Genomic DNA, 2,423 nt, shown 5'->3' on the forward strand with positions numbered 1-2,423 from the left:
CTGGACGCCTTGGCCGAGCAGCGGCGTGCCGCCGGCCTGGCGGCTACGTCGATCGCGTGGGGTCCGTGGGCCGAGGTCGGCATGGCCGCCGACGAAACGATGGACGCGCGGATGCGGCGCGAAGGTGTGCCTCCGATCGCTCCCGACGCCGCGATCGCCGCGCTGGCACAGGCCGTTGGTGCCGACGACGCTGCCGTGACCATCGCGGACATCACCTGGGACCGCTTCTCGGCCGTTGTGGCAGCCGTCCGCCCCAACCCGCTGGTCGCCGACTTCGTCCCCGGCGGACCGGGGGGCGACGCCGCGGTCACCGGTCACGGGACCGTGGTGACGGGCGCCGACGTCGCGGGCGCAGCGTTCGCGAAGCTGGCCGAACTGCCCCGGACCGAGCAGGACCGAGAGCTGCTGAGCCTCGTCCGAACGCACGTCGCTGCCGTCCTCGGGCACGACGGCTCCGACGCCGTCGGTGCCGACCGCGCGTTCAAGGAGCTCGGATTCGACTCCCTGACCGCAGTCGACCTGCGCAACCGCTTGGGCGCGGCCACCGCGCTGCAGCTCCCCGCCACCCTCGTGTACGACTACCCGACCTCATCGGCCCTCGCGGAATACCTGCGCGGAGAGCTCGTGGGCAGCGAGCCGGTGGCGGACGCCTCGTCTCCCACCGCCGTGGCCGCCGACGACGACCCGGTCGCGATCGTGGCGATGAGCTGCCGGTTCCCCGGTGGGGTACGGACGCCGGAAGACCTCTGGCGGCTTGTCGCCCAGGGTACGGATGCGGTTGCCGAGTTCCCGGCGGATCGTGGTTGGGATCTGGACCGCCTCCACGGCGCCGACCCGGAGGCGCCCGGCACCTCCTGTACCCGCCAGGGCGGATTCCTGTACGACGTAGCGGAGTTCGACGCGGACTTCTTCGGGATCTCGCCGCGCGAGGCCCTCGCCATGGATCCGCAGCAGCGTCTGCTGCTGGAGACCTCCTGGGAGGCGTTCGAGCGGGCCGGTATCGATCCCGCCGTGCTGAAGGGCAGCCCGGCCGGCGTCTTCGTCGGCACCAACGGCCAGGACTACGTCTCCCTGGTCGCGGGCGAAGCCGACGGCCTCGAAGGTCACGTCGGCACGGGCAACGCCGCGAGCGTCGTCTCCGGCCGTCTCTCCTATGTGTTCGGCCTCGAAGGCCCGGCGATCACGGTCGACACGGCCTGCTCGTCGTCGCTGGTCGCCCTGCACCTGGCCGTTCAGGCGCTGCGGCAGGGCGAGTGCTCCATGGCGCTCGTCGGTGGCGTGACCGTGATGTCCACTCCCGACGCCTTCGTCGACTTCAGTCGTCAGCGTGGACTGGCTGCGGATGGCCGGATCAAGGCGTTCGCTGCTGGGGCGGATGGTACGGGCTGGGGTGAGGGTGTGGGCATGCTGCTGGTGGAGCGGCTGTCTGACGCCCGGCGCAACGGGCATCCGGTGCTGGCGGTGGTGCGTGGTTCGGCGATCAATCAGGACGGTGCGAGCAATGGTCTGACGGCGCCGAACGGTCCGTCGCAGCAGCGGGTGATCCGTCAGGCTCTGGCGGGTGCGGGTCTGTCCGCCGCTGAGGTGGACGCGGTGGAGGCGCACGGTACGGGTACGCGGCTCGGTGATCCGATCGAGGCGCAGGCGCTGCTGGCCACGTACGGCCAGGACCGCCCGGCCGGCCGGCCGCTCCTGCTGGGGTCGATCAAGTCGAACATCGGTCACACGCAGGCCGCGGCGGGTGTCGCGGGCGTGATGAAGATGGTGCTGGCGATGCAGCACGGAGTGCTTCCGCAGACCCTGCACGTCGATGAGCCCACCCCGCACGTGGACTGGTCGGCCGGCGACATCGAGCTCCTGACCGAACGACGCGCGTGGCCGGAGACCGGCCGACCCCGCCGGGCCGGCGTCTCATCCTTCGGCCTGAGCGGTACGAACGCCCACACGATCATCGAAGAGGCGCCGATCGCGGACGAGGCGAAGGCACCCCGACACGGCACCGGAACCGGTACCAACGCTCCGGTCCTGCCGCTTGTCGTCACCGGCAGGAACACTGCCGGGCTACGCGCCCAGGCACAGCAGCTCGTCTCGTGGCTGGCCGAGAACGAGCAGGCCGCCCCCGCTGACATCGCGTACTCGCTTGCGACCGGGCGGTCCAGGTTGGAGTCGAGAGCTGTTCTGGTCACCGAAGCGGCGAACCGTGAGGCACTGGCCGTCGGCCTGAGTGGCCTCGCCGCCGGTGAGCAGGTGTCCCGGCTCGTGCAGGGCGCGGCGTCGGGTGGCGGGCTGGCGTTCCTGTTCACCGGTCAGGGGAGCCAGCGGCTGGGGATGGGGCGTGAGCTCTACGAGACGTACCCGGTGTTCGCGGATGCGCTGGACGCGGTCTGCGCCCGGATGGACGCGCTTCTCGAACTGCCTTTGAA

The 2,423-nt window shown here is 71.2% G+C and carries 1 protein-coding gene; it reads left to right on the forward strand.

The window, feature by feature from the left end; all coding sequences use genetic code 11:
* Positions 1-2,423, forward strand: a 2,423-nt coding sequence (locus tag ACZ4Z5_RS33290) for a type I polyketide synthase (protein ID WP_468270012.1), incomplete at both ends; no start/stop codon positions are given.

Source organism: Streptomyces sp. NPDC030222 (assembly GCF_055573115.1).